Source organism: Streptomyces aurantiogriseus, assembly GCF_014649375.1.
Classification (GTDB): domain Bacteria; phylum Actinomycetota; class Actinomycetes; order Streptomycetales; family Streptomycetaceae; genus Streptomyces; species Streptomyces aurantiogriseus.
Map to the genome: position 1 here is coordinate 133514 of NZ_BMSX01000025.1, position 14045 is coordinate 147558.

At 69.8% G+C, this 14045-nt stretch carries 11 protein-coding genes and 2 pseudogenes; 4 read left to right on the forward strand and 9 right to left on the reverse strand.

Features of this window, described 5'->3' with window-relative positions; all coding sequences use genetic code 11:
- Nucleotide 1 precedes the first annotated feature (1 nt).
- The 5 genes from IE263_RS39060 to IE263_RS39080 form a co-directional block, all read right to left on the reverse strand.
- Nucleotides 2-1459, reverse strand: a complete 1458-nt coding sequence (locus tag IE263_RS39060; RefSeq protein ID WP_189942838.1) for a penicillin-binding transpeptidase domain-containing protein — start codon at nt 1457-1459, stop codon at nt 2-4.
- 52 nt (nt 1460-1511) lie between these two features.
- Complete coding sequence (locus IE263_RS39065; protein ID WP_189942839.1) at nt 1512-2879, reverse strand: FtsW/RodA/SpoVE family cell cycle protein; 1368 nt, start codon at nt 2877-2879, stop codon at nt 1512-1514.
- 181 nt (nt 2880-3060) lie between these two features.
- Nucleotides 3061-4356, reverse strand: a complete 1296-nt coding sequence (locus IE263_RS39070) for an ATP-binding protein (RefSeq protein WP_189942840.1) — start codon at nt 4354-4356, stop codon at nt 3061-3063.
- Nucleotides 4353-5165: a hypothetical protein gene (locus IE263_RS39075; RefSeq protein ID WP_229911400.1), complete on the reverse strand. Its 813-nt coding sequence runs from the start codon at nt 5163-5165 to the stop codon at nt 4353-4355. Before IE263_RS39075 ends, IE263_RS39070 begins: the two co-directional genes overlap by 4 nt.
- 123 nt (nt 5166-5288) lie before the next feature.
- Nucleotides 5289-5795, reverse strand: a complete 507-nt coding sequence (locus IE263_RS39080; protein ID WP_189942841.1) for a protein-tyrosine phosphatase family protein — start codon at nt 5793-5795, stop codon at nt 5289-5291.
- 115 nt (nt 5796-5910) lie between these two features.
- On the opposite strand from IE263_RS39080, the gene IE263_RS39085 reads away from it, so the two are divergent.
- Nucleotides 5911-6723, forward strand: coding sequence for a nuclease-related domain-containing protein (locus tag IE263_RS39085; RefSeq protein ID WP_189942842.1), 813 nt, complete (start codon nt 5911-5913; stop codon nt 6721-6723).
- 182 nt (nt 6724-6905) lie between these two features.
- On the opposite strand, the gene ligD is transcribed toward IE263_RS39085, so the two are convergent.
- Nucleotides 6906-7787 (reverse strand): non-homologous end-joining DNA ligase, encoded by an 882-nt coding sequence (gene ligD, locus IE263_RS39090; protein ID WP_189942843.1) that lies wholly within the window; start codon nt 7785-7787, stop codon nt 6906-6908.
- Nucleotides 7788-7867: 80 nt separating this feature from the next.
- Between ligD and ku the strand changes: the two genes are divergently transcribed.
- Nucleotides 7868-8914, forward strand: coding sequence for a non-homologous end joining protein Ku (gene ku / locus IE263_RS39095; RefSeq protein WP_189942844.1), 1047 nt, complete (start codon nt 7868-7870; stop codon nt 8912-8914).
- 239 nt (nt 8915-9153) lie between these two features.
- Here ku and IE263_RS50195 read toward each other — a convergent pair.
- From IE263_RS50195 to IE263_RS39110, 3 genes and pseudogenes are all read right to left on the reverse strand, one after another.
- A pseudogene (locus IE263_RS50195) lies at nt 9154-9878 on the reverse strand (DUF4262 domain-containing protein).
- A gap of 443 nt (nt 9879-10321) precedes the next feature.
- Nucleotides 10322-10723 (reverse strand): hypothetical protein, encoded by a 402-nt coding sequence (locus tag IE263_RS39105; RefSeq protein WP_189942846.1) that lies wholly within the window; start codon nt 10721-10723, stop codon nt 10322-10324.
- Nucleotides 10724-11265: 542 nt separating this feature from the next.
- Nucleotides 11266-11868 carry a hypothetical protein gene (locus IE263_RS39110; protein ID WP_189942847.1) on the reverse strand — a complete coding sequence of 201 codons (603 nt, stop codon included), beginning with the start codon at nt 11866-11868 and terminating at the stop codon, nt 11266-11268.
- A 1106-nt stretch (nt 11869-12974) separates the two neighbouring features.
- On the opposite strand from IE263_RS39110, the pseudogene IE263_RS49060 reads away from it, so the two are divergent.
- Both IE263_RS49060 and IE263_RS39120 read left to right on the forward strand, forming a co-directional pair.
- Nucleotides 12975-13490: pseudogene (locus tag IE263_RS49060) on the forward strand (transposase); the annotation flags it as partial.
- 18 nt (nt 13491-13508) lie between these two features.
- Complete coding sequence (locus IE263_RS39120; protein WP_189942848.1) at nt 13509-13946, forward strand: cytidine/deoxycytidylate deaminase family protein; 438 nt, start codon at nt 13509-13511, stop codon at nt 13944-13946.
- Nucleotides 13947-14045: the final 99 nt, after the last annotated feature.

Sequence of the window (14045 nt, forward strand, 5' to 3'; positions counted from 1 at the left end):
CTCACGACGTGAGCACCGCCTCCATCACCGCCCGCGCGATCGGCGCCGCCAGCCCGCCCCCGGTGATGTCCCGCCGGTTGGCCGCCGAGTCCTCCACCACCACCGCGACCGCCACCTTCGGTTCCAGGTCCCGGTCGGCCTGCGCCCAGGAGACGAACCAGGCGTACGGCTTCCCGGCGTTGCCGATGCCGTGCTGGGCCGTGCCGGTCTTGCCGCCGACGGTCGCCCCGCGGATCGCGGCGTTCTTGCCGGTGCCCTTGCGCACCACGTCCGTCATCAGCTGCCGCAGCCGCCGCGCGGTCGACGGGTACATCGCCTGCCGTGCCGGTCGCGGCCCGGCCGTGGCGACGGTCGCCCCGCTCCACCGGGTCGTGCGCTCCACCAGGTACGGCGGGCGCAGCTGCCCGCCGTTGGCGACGGCCGCCGCGACCATCGCCATCTGCAGGGGCGTCGCCCGCGTGTTGTACTGCCCGATCGAGGACAGCGCCAGCTGCGCCCGGTCCAGTGAGGTGTCGAAGGTGCTCTGCGCCACGGAGAAGGGAATGCGGACATCCGCCGCGTTGAAGCCGAACGCCTCCGCCGTCGCCACCATGTTCGTCAGCCCCACATCCACCCCGAGCTTCGCGAACACCGTGTTGCACGACCACACGAACGCGTCCCGCAGTGAGGCGTTCTCACACTCCTTCCACCCGTTCGTCAGGCTCGTCGTCGTCCCGGGCAGTCGGTAGGGCGCGGGGGAGTCGGTCGGCGCGTCGAGGTTCCTGATCACACCCGCGTCCAGCGCTGCCGCCGTGGTCACCACCTTGAAGGTCGACCCCGGCGGATACGTCTGCCGCACCGCCCGGTTGAGCATCGGCCGGTCCGGATCGGAGTTCAGCCGCGCCCAGGCCTCCGTCACGCCCGGCCCGTTCCCGGACAGCACCGAGGGGTCGTACGACGGCGCCGTCACCAGTGCCAGGATCCGTCCCGTCGCCGGCTCCACCGCCGCCACCGCGCCCTTGCGCCGGGCCAGCCCCTCGTACGCCGCCCGCTGGGCCCGCGCGTTGAGCGTCGTCACGACGTTCCCCCCGGGCGGCCGGGACCGGGTGAAGTCGTTCCACAGCGGGAACGGCGCCAGCAGCGGATCAGTGCCGGAGAGGATGCCGTCCTCGGAGTGCTCCAGGAACGTCGTGCCGTAGACCTGCGAGGAGAAGCCGGTCACCGGCGCGTACAACGGCCCGTCGCGGTAGGTGCGTTCGTGGCGCAGCTGTTCTCTGGTGTCCCGGGTGCCGGTGACCGGGGCGCCGCCGACCAGGATGTCGCCGCGGGGCTGGGCGTAGCGGGCGATGGCGGCGCGCCGGTTGGCCGGGTTGTCGTCGTAGGAGGCGGAGCGGACGACCTGGACGCGGGTCGCGTTGACCAGGAGGGCCGCCAGGAGCAGGGCGCAGAAGATGGCGGCGTGCCGGATGTGACGGGTCATCACCGCCGCGCCTCGCGTCTCGACCGGGTCACCTGGTGACGCGTGCGTCGGCTCACGGCGCTTCCTTCCCGTCGTACTGCCGCCGCGCCGAGTCGCTCACCCGGATCAGCAGCGCCACGATCGCCCAGTTGGTGACGACCGACGAGCCGCCCTGGGCCAGGAACGGCATCGCCATGCCGGTCAGCGGGATCAGGCCGGTCACCCCGCCCGCGATGACGAAGACCTGGAGCGCCACGATCGAGGCGAGGCCGACCGCGAGCAGCCGGCCGAAGGGGTCGCGCAGGGCCAGGCCCGCCCGGTAGCCGCGCTCCACCAGCAGCCCGTACAGCAGGAACAGCGCGGACAGGCCCGCCAGGCCGAGTTCCTCGCCGGCCGTCGCCAGGATGAAGTCGGACTTCACGGCGAAGCCGATGAGGACGGAGTGGCCGAGGCCGAGGCCGGTGCCGAGCGTGCCGCCGGCCGCGAAGGAGAACAGGGACTGCGCGAGCTGGTTGGGCCCCTGGCCCGCCTCGATCGAGGCGAAGGGGTGCAGCCAGTCCTCGACCCGGCTGTGCACATGCGGCTCCAGCCGGCCGACGGCGACCGCGCCGAGCACGGCCAGCAGGAGACCGACCGCGATCCAGCCGGTGCGGCCGGTGGCGACGTAGAGCATGACGACGAACAGGCCGAAGAAGAGCAGCGAGGTGCCGAGATCGCGTTCGAGGACGAGGACGCCGACGCTCAGCAGCCAGATCGCGACGATCGGTCCGAGGACCCGGCCGGTGGGCAGCTGCATCCACCAGATCTTCCGGCCCGCGTACGCCAGCGCCGTGCGGTTGGCCGCCAGGTACGCGGCGAAGAACACCGCGAGCAGCACCTTCGCGAACTCTCCCGGCTGGATGGAGAATCCGGCGATCCGGATCCAGATACGGGCGCCGTTGACCGCCGGGAAGAAGATCGGCAGCGTGAGCAGGGCCAGCGCGGCGACCACGCTCACGTACGCGTACCGCTGGAGCACCCGGTGGTCGCGCAGGGCGGCCACCACGAAGAGGAACAGGGCCACGCCGAGCGTCGACCACACCAGCTGCGTGGGCGCCGCCCGGTCGCCGGGGGTCTCCAGGTCGAGGCGGTAGATCAGCACCAGACCGATCCCGTTGAGCAGCACGGCGATGGGCAGCAGCAGGGGGTCGGCGTGGGGGGCGCGCCAGCGGACCGTGAGATGCGCCAGCAGCGCGAGCACGCCCAGCCCGGCGCCGTAGCCGGCGGCCCCGGGCGGGACGGCGCCGTTCCTGGCGAGGCCGACGGCGCAGTAGCCGTACACGGACAGCAGGACGGCCAGGACGATGAGGGCGAGCTCGATGCCGCGGCGCCGGGGGAGGCGTACCGCGGGGTCCGACCCGTCGCGCGCCTGCGTGAGGGCTTCGGCTCCGGCTTGCGTCATGTCCGGAACTTACCCAAATGTTGACGCTTGTGAGCCTTGGAAGGGTTTTCGGGTCGCACCGGCCGGGTGACGGCCCGAAGCCGCGGATGCCGTGCGTCGGGCGCACGGACACGGAGAAACCCCGTGAGGGAGGTGCAGCTGACTGATCGTCACCTCGGGCGTGGTGCGCGCGGGCCGTCCGTCACACCGCGACACCGGGGAGACCGTCCCCGGAGGGCGGTGTGTGAGGGAGTGTCAGCGTGGCCACCGCCCCGCCGTCCGGCGCGTTCGCGAACGTCAGCCGGGCGCCCAGCACCTCCGCCTGACCGACCGCGATCGTCAGCCCCAGCCCGTGCCCCTTGGCGTCGCCCTCGGTGCGGAACCGCTGCGGACCGTGCGCCACCAGGTACTCCGGATAGCCGTCCCCGTGGTCCCGTACGGTCACCATCGGCCCGTTCACCGTCAGCACCACCGGCGCCCGCCCGTGCCGGTGCGCGTTGGCGACGAGGTTGCCGAGCACCCGCTCCAGGCGCCGCCGGTCGGTCTCCACCCGTGCGTCCCGCACGATCCGGACCTCCGTGCCGGCCCCGGCGGCAGCCGAGGCCCCGGCCGCCCGCACGACCCGCCCGGCCAGCGCGCCCAGCTCCTCGGTGTCCAGCTCCAGCCGCTCCCGTCCGGTGTCCAGGCGGGAGATCTCCAGCAGGTCCTCGGTGAGCGTGCGCAGCGCCGCCACCCGGTCACGCACCAGCTCCGTCGGCCGGCCCGGCGGCAGCAGCTCGGCCGCCGCGTGCAGCCCGGTCAGCGGGGTGCGCAGCTCGTGCGCCACGTCGGCGGTGAAGCGCTGCTCGCTCAGCAGCTTGCCCTGCAGCGAGGACGCCATCGAGTCCAGCGCCACGGCGACCGCCGCCACCTCGTCCTGCGGTCGCGTCGGATCCTTCGTGCGCGGGTCGTCCACGCGCGCGTCCAGGTCGCCCGCGCTGATCCGCCGCGCCACCCGCGCGGTCGTGTGCAGCCGCCGGGTCACCCGGGTCACCGCGAACGCGCCGACCATCAGCGTCGCCCCGATCGCCAGCACCGACGACCACAGGATCGCGCTGTCCAGGGCCTCGATGGTGCGGGCGCTCTGCGAGTAGTCGACCTCCACCGCGAGGGCCCGCTCGTTTTCGGCGGGGCCGGCCGCCCACATCGTCGGCCGCCCCCGGTGCTCGGCGACCATCGTGCCGCGCTCCCCGGCCACCGCCAGCGCCCGCAGCGAGGCGGGCAGCCCCGGCGGATCGACACTCGCCCCCCAGCCGAGCGTGTCCCCGGCCTCGAACGCCGTCGTCGCGTCCTCCAGCCGGGACAGCGCGAGCGCGCGGGCCTGTCCGACGGTCTGGTTCGTCACCGACACGTGCACGAGGACACCGAGCAGCGCGGCGAGCGCACAGCACATCACCGTGATGAAGACGGCGGCCTTCAGGGCGAGCGTGCCGGCCCACCGGGGGAGCGTGAGCCTCATCGGCTGCTCGCGGACGGGGAGACGGAAGGGGAGGAGGGAGAGGAGGGGGACGGGGAGGAGGGGGAGGCGGAGACGGAGGAGGACGCGGACGGGTGGGGCGACTGCTTCCGCCCGCCGGTGCGCAGCATCTCGTCGTGCGTCAGCAGCATCGCGTGCTGCTGCTGGTCCCATGTCCACTGCAGGCGGTACTCGTATCCGGCCACCTCCGACGGCGAGCGGATGATCACGGACCGGCCGGCCAGCTCGACCCCGCTCACGGCGTCCTCGTAGGCCATGATCTGCACGAGCCCGTCCTTCCGCACGGTGTAGACGCGCACGGCGGTCAGATTGCCGGGCAGCTGCCGGAAGCCCAGCGTCATCTCGTCCCGGCCGTCGCCGGTCAGGTCGCGGTAGTACGCCTTGAGGACGGGGCACCCGTGCCCTTCCTGGCCGCTCTTGCCGCAGTCGGCCATCCGGCGGGCCGTCTCGTCGTACGCCCCCTCGCTGTAGTCGCCCGGGCTCGCGGCGATCTCCGCGCGCACCACCTCCACCGGATCCACCTTGTGGATGTCACCGCCGGGCACCGCGACGCCCTTCACCACCTTCGTCTCCACCTCGCCGATCTCGAAGGCCGGACTGGAAGCGGGGGTCAGATCCGGCCACAGCTTGTCCGGGCTGATCGCCGTCTGCGTCGGGCCCGCGCCCTTGAGCTCCCCGGCGTCACCGCAGGCCGAGATCGCCGAGGCCAGCAGGGTCGCGGCGACGATGGCGAGGGCGGTGCGAGGGGCGCGACCGGGGCGACTGGGGCAACTGGGGCGACTGGGTGGCACGGGGCTCTGGGACTCCTGTGAACAGCTGGAGGCGTGGCGATGAGCGGCCCCGCACACTTATTCCCGTACACCTTATTCGTAGGGAAGTCCTATTTGCGTACTGGAGTGATCCTGGAGAAACGATTACTCGGCCAGTTCCTCCAGCAGCCGGGCCGTCGACAGACCCGCCCGCAGGTACTCCACGAACAGCTCGTTGTGCAGGGCCCAGGGCGAGCGCCGTGACCGTATCAGCCGGATCGCCTCCTCCGCCGAGTGACCCCGGCGCACCAGAGTGTGGGCGACGACCAGCCCCGAGCGGTTGTAGCCGTGCCAGCAGCGGACGAGGACCGTACGCCCCTCGTCCAGCGCCTCACCCGCCGCCTGCGCCAACCGCATCACGCCCGCGAGCTGGGTGCCGTCCAGCGGTCCGTCGGGGATCGGCCACACATGGTGCTTCACGCCCCGGTCCGGCCCGTGTCCGGGCAGCCGCAACAGAGTCTGGACGAGGTCGAACTCGCCCCGCACGACCGCGAACTCCCGCTCCCCGGAGCGTCCCCGGAACTCATGCCCGCCCATCCACAGACCGGGCACGATCTCGTTCCACGGGGCGTCCGGAGCCGGTACGTCGGGTTGCTTCCTGCGGGTACGCAACGGCGCCTCCCCAACCGCGCTCCGTCCCTGGGGCCTGCCCAACTCCTTCCCACGTTAACCGCCTTCTTGCCCCTGGAGCACCCCACCTGTTCCCATGGTCGTGGGGTGATGGTGCATGAGCGGACTGCGGGTCATACCGACCTGGCGCCACGGCCAGGAGCGGCTCTACGTCTGCCTGACCGACGGCAGGAACATCGCCTGGTACGACCGTGAGGCCGGCCGGGTCAACGTGCTCCGGGACGACCGCACGGACGACGTCCTGGAGGCGCTCGGCCCCTTCCTGACCGGCCAGGTCACGGTAGGCCCGCCCCCGGTCCCCACCCCCGCCGAACTGGCCCGCCTGGCCCTCCACCCGGACGACGACCTGGCCCCCAACCGCCCCGGCGAGGCCCTCCTGGTCGCCCTGGAGCGCGACCCCGGCCCCGCCCACCGGCTGCGCCCCGACCCGCGCCGCCGCGCCCTCGCGGCCGAGCAGACGGTCGGTGAGGCCCTCGACCGGCTGGACGGCTCCGGCTGGCACACCCTGCACTCCGTCCCCCTGCCCGGCGGCGACCGCATCCACCACCTCACCATCGGTCCCGGCGGCCTGTTCGCCGTCCACACGCTGTACGCCCGCAAGCAGCGGGTAGTCGTCGCCGACCCGACAGTCACCCTGGGCCGACGCGACCCGTATCCACTCCTGCGCCGGATCCGCGCCGACGCCGACCGGGCGTCCTACGCGCTGACCGCCGAGGTCCGCCCGGTCCTGGCGCTGGTGGACCCGGCCGACGTGCGGATCGCCGCGCCACCGCGTGAGGTCCGTGTCCTGCGGGACACGGAGATCGCCGGGCTGGCCCGGACCGGCGGGGTGCTGAAGCCGGCGGACGTGGAGGGGCTGCATGCGATGGCGCGGGACCGCGGAACGTGGGGCTTCAGCGGGGATGTGTGACTTTGCGCGGGTTGGCTGCCGTCCCTGGGGGCTGACGCCCCTGTGGGGGTGCCGTCCCTAGGGGCTACCATCCCTGTGGGGCTGCCGTCCCTGGGGGGCTGACGCCCCCGGACCCCCGCTTCGGCCCTGAACGGGCCTCGTCCTCAGACGCCGGACGGGCTGACGTGGCCTGGCCTGCGTGATCAGGGCACCGCACCCGCGCCCCCGTCCTCGAACAGCGACGCGAGCAGATCCCCGTACTCCTGTACACGGGACATGACATCCTCCGCCCTGAACACCAGCCGTTCCTCCGCCCCACACTCCTCGACCTCGTCCCAGGTCACCGGCGCCGACACGGTGGGCTCCGCCCGGGCCCGCAGGGTGTAGGGCGTGGCGGTGGTCTTGCGGGCGGCGTTCTGGCTCCAGTCGACGAAGACCTTGCCCGGCCTGAGGCTCCGTGTCATCCGGTGGACGACCAGCCGGGGCAGGGTCCGCTCCGCCTCCACGGCCAGTCGCTTGGCGTAGTCCGTGACCCGTTCGGAGGACGCCCCGCGCACCGCCGCCAACAGATGCAGCCCCTTCGATCCGGAGGTCTTGGCGTACGCCTCGATGCCGTCCGCCGCCAGCCGCTCCCGCAGCCACAGCGCGACCTCGCAGCACTCGACGACGGTCGCGGGCGCGCCGGGATCGAGGTCGAAGACGAGCCGGTCGGCCTCCTGGGGGTCCTGGATCACCCACTGGGGCGTATGGAACTCGGTGACCAGGTTCGCCGCCCACATCAGGCTCGGCAGGTCCTGCACGAGCACCATCCGGGCCGGCCCCTCCGCCCGTGGCACCTCGGCGGTGGTGACCCACTCGGGGGTGCCCGGCGGCACGTTCTTGGCGAAGAAGAGCTGCCCGCCGGGCCCGTCCGGATAGCGCAGGAAGGACAGTGGCCGGTCACGCAGATGCGGCAGCAGGGCGTCGGCGACCGTCGCGTAGTAGTGCAGCACCTCGGCCTTGGTGAAGCCGGTCGCCGGATACAGCACCTTCTCCAGATTGCTGAGCGCGAGCCGTCGCCCCTCCACCTCTGTGATCGGCGTCATACGATGAGAATCACACGAAACCGCCGTAAACCGCTCATACCGTCCCTTAGCGCTCTCTACTGCCCGGAAAGGTGCTGCACGTGCGATCCATATGGAACGGCGCCATCTCCTTCGGCCTCGTGAGCATCCCGATCAAGCTGGTGAACGCCACCGAGAGCCACTCGATCTCCTTCCGCCAGATCCACACCGAGGACGGCGGCCGCATCCGCTACCGCAAGGTCTGCGAGCTGGAGGACCGTGAGGTGACCCAGGCGGAGATCGGCAAGGGGTACGAGGACGCGGACGGCACGATCATCCCGATCACCGACGAGGACCTGGCCCACCTGCCGATCCCGACCGCGAAGACGATCGAGATCGTGGCCTTCGTGCCGGGCGACCGCATCGACCCGCTCCAGATGGACGCCGCGTACTACCTCCAGGCGGGTGGCGCCCCGGCCGCCAAGCCGTACACCCTCCTGCGGGAGGCCCTCAAGCGCAGCAACAAGGTCGCGATCGCGAAGTACGCCCTGCGCGGCCGGGAACGCCTCGGCATGCTCCGCGTGGTCGGCGACGCCATCGCCATGCACGGCCTCCTCTGGCCGGACGAGGTCCGCGCCCCGGAGGGCGTCGCTCCGGACACCTCCGTCACGGTCCGCGACAAGGAACTCGACCTCGCGGACGCCCTGATGGACACCCTTGGCGAGGTCGACCTCGACGACCTCCACGACGAGTACCGCGAGGCCGTCGAGGAGGTCGTCGCCGCGAAGGCAGCCGGCGAGACACCCCCCGAGGCTCCCGCCCCCGCGGCCGGCGGCAAGGTCCTGGACCTGATGGCGGCCCTGGAGAAGAGCGTGCGGGCGGCGAAGGAGTCGCGCGGCGAGCCAGCGGAGGTCAGATCCATCCCGCAACGGAAGTCGGCCACGGCACCCAAGGAGACGGGCGGGAAGAAGTCGACGGCGGCGAAGAAGACGGCGGCCTCCGCCTCGACGAAGAAGTCGACGGCGAAGTCGGCGCAGGCGAAGAAGACGACGGCGTCGAAGAGCGCGGCATCGACGAAGAGCACGGCGTCGACGAAGAGCACGGCCAAGAAGACGGCGACGAAGAAGACGGCGGCGAAGAAGGCAACCGCCCGCAAGCGCTCGGCCTGACGGGGGCGGTGGGGGCGGCCGGTCCGCAACGACCGGGACGCCTCAGTGTCAGGCATCTCCCGGGACCGGACAGCCCATCGGTCCCCGTTGTGGCTGGACAGCACGGAAGTTCCGGAAGTGAGAAGTTGCCCGTGCCCCAGCCGTGCCCGATCGAGTGGGAAGCCGCGGGAACACTGGGCAGCCCCGGTAGCGGGACATGAGAACGGCCCCCGACCAAACACCCAGGTCAGGAGCCCTGCTTACTGCTCATCGCGCGGAGGCGGTGGGACTGAACCCACGGTGACATCGCTGCCACGACGGTTTTCAAGATTGCTCAAGCGGGTTGAGCCGCCCGTTGAGACTCCACCGACTTCACGTGATTTCGGTCCATGGGCCGGTGGTCTCGTCCTTTGGAATCCAGAGCAGTGGTTGACTCGTGCGGCAGCGTTCGTCCGCTCCCTCTTCCCAGGGGGACCGTCCGGCCAGAACAGTTGCGTGATAGGCAGTGGCGGGGTCTGGTAGAAGTCGATGCCTGCGCCGAAGAAGTCGTAGTACCAACTGGGATGCACGGGCCGGACGGCCACGTCGTAGCCGTTGAGGACGTCTCCCCGGCGCTGGTCGGGCTCGAGTTGCCGTCCCGTATCGCTGCCCCAGCGGCGTCCGCCACGCGCATCGCGGTCTGCGAGGGAAGACCGAACACGCTTACCTCGGGACTACGCAGTGTGTGCCACAGACCGATGGAGTAGCACCAATCGCCGGGGGCATCACCGTCGGCCACGCCCATGACGTGCCAGCCGAAGTCCGCGACACTCTTGGCTATGCGGCTGTCGCGTTCCCCCCGCACGGGGCCGTCTTTGGGCCGTCCGAGTCTGACCAGCGGCAGCCGGCTGCGACCGATGACCTCGGGTCGCGCCCCGAGTGAGTGTCTGACTGCGTGACAACGCAGAAGAACAGCGGCGGACAAGCGCGGACGCCTGCGCACCATTGCAGCAGGTGAGAGACACTCGGACCCAAGGTCGGACGTCCGCCCAAGTTGCTTCGGGACGTAGAGGTCACGCTACAAAGGGTGCACATCCGGGTCCTCCTCTCGAAGCAGTCGTGATCTGTCCCTGAATGAGTACGCATGGCCTTTGGGCCCGGAAGGGCCGGCGGGGGAAGCGATTCGGCGGGCTTGGGCAGCAACCGTCGCAGCTCTGCCCGTGGGGACCCGCATCACTGGCCAGGTCATCGGTCGCCAACGCTTCGGCGTCTTCATCCGCATAGACGATGTGCCGGGCGCCGTGGCGCTGGCCGAGATAACGGCCATGCCGCAGGGCATGGAGCTTCCTGCTCGCGGAGCCTCTGTTGAGCGCGAGGTGTTCTGGCATGCGCACAACCACCAGGAGAGGGTGCGACTGGACGACTGGCGGACGTCTGGCGATCGTGCCGTTACAACTCACACCACTCGCCCAGTTCGCCAGGCACCCCCGTATCGATGAAGTTGTGCATGAGGGCCCATGCGCGATCGACAGTCAGGACGAAGTCGCCACTGAGCGCAGCTAGGTCATCCATGACCGGGACGTCGACCACGGCATCCGCCGCGGCGGTGCCGTCTCCGACGAACAGGAACGACCTCTCAGCGTCATCGAACAGATGGATGACCGCTCTATCACCTTGAAAGCCCAGAGTCAGCCGGGGAAACTCACTGCCTGGCAGTCGGACTTCGAGGTACCCCTGGCCACGGGAGCGCAGTTCGTTGAAGTGATCCGCCAGCTCCCTAACGTTCGAGTCTCTCTCAACTGCGGAGTACCGTCCCGATTCCAGTGCCGTCGCCGCCCATGTCACGTTCATCCCTGCACCTCCGACGCGCATCCGCTACCTGGCCATCCCCTGGAGACTCCAGGAATGTCCCGATCGGGTGAAGAGTCGGTAGCAGATCAGGGCACTGGCCAAGCCGACGAAGGCTAGGAAGTGTCCGGCCTTGCGCTCGTAGCGGCGGTGTAGTCGGCGGCACCCGTTCAGCCAGGACACATCGTTCGCTCGACGACCCAGCGGTGTTTGCCGAGGCGCCTGGGCGTTTCGGCGCCTCGGCGAGCGATGCGCGGCACGACCTGCCGGCGTCGCACTCAGTTGCGCAGGTGGTCGAAGTCATAGCCCATGTCCGCGTGCGGTTTCGCCGCGCATTGCGTACGACCGTACTGACATCACCACGTGGTCGGTGACAAGCCGCGTGCCAGATTGTGGGGGAAACCACGGGGAACACCAGGGAATCAACGCGCCCGCCCACGAGACGTCGGCCCGCTCCGTGTCAGGTCAGCCCCGCAGCGTGCCCTAGATCACCTCAGCTTCCCAAGCTGAGCGCCGCCCGCCGCCTGGCCACGGACCCCGAGGAGTCAGAGAAGGTCCCGCCAGAAGGGGACCGTTGCTCGCGGGTTCCAGCTCTCGCCGGCCTCACCTCGCGCCTCATCGAACTCCTGGTGCACGTAGTCGACCAGGTCCAGCCCGTAATAGATGATGTCGGTCTGCCACATCGAGAGCACCGGATGCCCGAAGCTTCCCCGACCAGCGGGCACGTATCGATGGGCATACACGGGCACCAGCACCGGCGCCTCCGCCAGATGACACCGCGCTGTATCCAGTGCCACCTGCCCGTCGGCTGGACGCTCGCCCCAGCCCTCGTACCAGAACCCGTTGTGCTCAACGTCGAGCAGAACACCTTCGACCGGCCAGGCGAGCTGTCGACGCAAGCTGTCCAGATCACCGCAGCGCCACTCCGGCCACGGCCTGGACCAGGTCTGCCCGTCCTCGGGAGGGACGTTGACCGGAAGGCCGGCCGCGAGGAACGCCCGGTGATCGTCAGCGAACTCGAAGCCGTACTCGCGCTCGATGCGGGTGAACTCGGCGTCGGTCAGCCCCGGCTCGAACTCATACAGTCCTGTCTGCGCCAGGCGACGTGCGGCCTCCGCACCGAGGCGTACTCCCTCTCTGCTGATCACCGCCGCACGCTAACGCCGACTGCGGCCCACCGTCACCCGAGTTACGAGCGGGCTCCGTCTCAGTTTCCGTCCCATCAGCGACGTTCACGGTCGTTCGTGGGCGACCCACTCGTGCCCATGTCCCGGCGACCAGCCGCCCATGAACGCAGGTGAACACCCCCGCACACAGCCCAAGACCCCACCAACACCGTTGGAAAGCGTGCACCCGGCACTGAAACCTTCAGCTCTCCGGCCCCGGTGGAGCACGCCTCAGGTGAACGCCCCCGCGCGCAGTCCATCAACCCGACCAACAGACCTCTGGCGATCGAGGAGGACGCACCCCGTCGGCTGCCGCAGCGCCGATTCCGGCATCCCTCATAGGGCTCTCCTCAGCAGCGCATTTCCTTCGGCTTACTGTTTTCCGTGTAGCTTGGTTTGTGCCTCATGTTGTCCGTCATCTTGTTCGTCAAGTGCGGCAACAGAACCTTGAGCAGCTCCGCAAAACGAGACGGCCCGGCCTGGCTGCAACCAGACCGGGCCTGCATTCGCGGAGCGGCGGTTGAGCCCGGCCGTGTAGGTGGCCGGCCGGGTTCACCGCCTCACTTGCTCCACGAGGGCAACGACCGCGACGAGGAGGCTGAGCGCCGACAGGATCACCTGCCAGCGGTCTGGCTCTCGCCAGCGTTTCCCAGTCTTCCTCAACGATCGGTCCCGCATGGCTGTTCCTTTCTTCCAGCACGCCCGTATTGGGGCGTTCCGACCAACCTGGCCGTCGGCCGGAGGTATTGCGGAGAGGAACAGCGGGTAGAGCTTAGCGCGCCAACTCCCCGTGTCATGAAGCGCCTTGGACGCGATGGGCGGAGCGCGTGATATTGGGAGTACTTTCGCGCGTACTGATTAAGAAGGCTCTCGATGTCTGGGGGTCGTTTCAGGGCTCTCGGCTCCCGAGAGGCCGTCAGACGACCGCACGGGGCTTGAGCGTGACAGGACAAGATCCCCGCCAGGGCGAATGTGTGATGCTAGTCACATTGCAGGGGTGCCTGTTGAGGGCGGCGCTGTTCGCTGCCCAGCGGGCGAACCTTCGACCGCAATCGTCCATGCATCGTAAGGCTTTAGCTGTACTGCATCGGCAGTGGGCCGAACGCGGGGGCAAGCACAAGGACCCCGACCCGCGAACCCCGCCGCAAACGGCGGGCGACCTACAACCGCTACGGCTGAGTGCGGCACCTGTTCGCCGCCCTGGACCTGGCCAAGAACAAGCTCTACGGCCACATCAAGCCGATCAAGAAGCGCACCCAGTTCCTGGAGTTCTGCCGCTACCTGCGCACTCTCTGTCCGCCCGAGGTCCGTATCGCGATCGTCTGTGACAATTTCCACCCGCACCTGACCGCCAAGAAGTGCCAGCGGGTCGGCACCTGGGCCACCGCGAACAACGTCGAGATCGCCTACACCCCCACCAACAGCTCTTGGCTCAACCGCATCGAGGCCCAGTTCACCGCCCTGCGCTACTTCGCCCTCGACGGCACCGACCACGCCAGCACAAGGAACAGGGCAGCATGATCCGCCGCTACATCATCTGTCGGAATAAGCACACCGCCGATGTCGGCCTGCGCACCATCGTCAGCAGAGCCAACGCCGCCTAACCGCATGAAGCAGGGAAGATGACCACTCAGACCCAGCCCGTCGACCACGAACTCATCCAAGCTGCGGCCCAGGTCGCGCGCACGCGCTGCCGGGGCGACAACCACACAATGGCGGCCGCGGCCCGCACCCGTGACGGCCGGATAGTCACCGCGGTGAACGCCTACCACTTCACCGGGGGCCCCTGCGCCGAGCTGGTTGTCATCGGCGCTGCGGCCGCCCAGGGCGCCTACGACCTGAAAACCATCGTCGCTGTGGGCGACCGCGACCGCGGGGTGGTGTCCCCGTGCGGCCGATGCCGCCAGGTTCTCCTCGACTACTTCCCAGCTCTCACGGTCATCGTCGGCGCAGGTGACAGCCTCCGAATCGTTCCCATCACCGACCTGCTTCCCGAAAGCTACGTCTGGGCGGACCACCAGCTCGACGCCGAACACGTCACAGCACCCAGCACGAGCTGACACCGCCGACGGCTACAGGGCAAACGTTGCCTGCCGCGGCACTAGTAGTGCTTGGTCAGGTTCGTTTGTGGGTGGCGTGTCTGTTTGGCTGTGGGTGTC

Excerpts from the sequence above, each read along its gene's own strand:
- IE263_RS39120 (WP_189942848.1), top strand. The coding sequence starts at position 13,509 with ATGACCACTCAGACCCAGCCCGTCGACCACGAACTCATCCAAGCTGCG.
- IE263_RS39070 (WP_189942840.1), bottom strand. The coding sequence starts at position 4,356 with ATGAGGCTCACGCTCCCCCGGTGGGCCGGCACGCTCGCCCTGAAGGCC.
- IE263_RS39105 (WP_189942846.1), bottom strand. The coding sequence starts at position 10,723 with ATGAACGTGACATGGGCGGCGACGGCACTGGAATCGGGACGGTACTCC.
- IE263_RS39065 (WP_189942839.1), bottom strand. The coding sequence starts at position 2,879 with ATGACGCAAGCCGGAGCCGAAGCCCTCACGCAGGCGCGCGACGGGTCG.
- IE263_RS39085 (WP_189942842.1), top strand. The coding sequence starts at position 5,911 with ATGAGCGGACTGCGGGTCATACCGACCTGGCGCCACGGCCAGGAGCGG.
- IE263_RS39060 (WP_189942838.1), bottom strand. The coding sequence starts at position 1,459 with ATGACCCGTCACATCCGGCACGCCGCCATCTTCTGCGCCCTGCTCCTG.
- ligD (WP_189942843.1), bottom strand. The coding sequence starts at position 7,787 with ATGACGCCGATCACAGAGGTGGAGGGGCGACGGCTCGCGCTCAGCAAT.